Source organism: Nonomuraea sp. MG754425, from assembly GCF_021699195.1.
Lineage (GTDB): Bacteria > Actinomycetota > Actinomycetes > Streptosporangiales > Streptosporangiaceae > Nonomuraea.
Map to the genome: position 1 here is coordinate 1 of NZ_SSXE01000473.1, position 668 is coordinate 668.

Annotated in this window: 1 protein-coding gene; it reads right to left on the bottom strand. The window is 67.4% G+C overall.

Annotated elements, in window-relative coordinates; translation table 11 throughout:
• The coding region (locus FAF44_RS53540; protein WP_237111172.1) for an IS701 family transposase at window positions 1–611 on the bottom strand (611 nt) is incomplete at its 3' end.
• Between the last annotated feature and the right edge of the window lie 57 nt (window positions 612–668).

A 668-nucleotide genomic window follows, 5' to 3' on the forward strand; every position in this document is an offset into this window, starting at 1 on the left:
TGGTCCTTGGCCGTGGAGATGTTTCCGGTGGCGATGTCGGTGGTCTTGGGCACCGCCATGCAGTAGGCGATCTGCTCGCCTTCCAGATAAGCGCGCAGGCCGGGATTCTGACCGAATTCCTCATCGGCGGCGATCCAGGAGAACGGCACCCCCGCCGTCCGAGCCCGCTCGATCATGGCCTGGACCTGCCGTGGGCGCGTGGCGAACCGCACACCGGCCGGAACGCGCGCCTCGGCCCGGCGTCCGGCATCGGCGCACCAGGAATCCTCCGGCAGATACAACTCCCGGTCGATCAGCACCCGGTCGCCGGCCGTATTGGCATAGGCCAGGAAGGTGCCGATCTGACAGTTGTCGATCCGGCCCAGCGTCCCGGAATACTGCCGCTGCACACCCGCCGACTTCCTGCCCTTCTTGGCGAACCCCGTGGGATCGGCGATCAGAACCGCCCGCTCATCAGCGAAATGCTCCACCGCATAGGCGCGTACCTCATCGCGCAGCCCGTCGGCATCCCACGGGGTCAGGTTGATGAACCTCTGGATCGCCGTGGGCCGGCGTTCCCCGGTGAACTCCGAGATGGTCCAGGAGTTCTTCCGCGCCAGCGGCGCCAGCAATCCCCGCAGATACTGCCGGAAGTGCTCACGCGGCTCCGGCCGTGACCACCGGCCCTC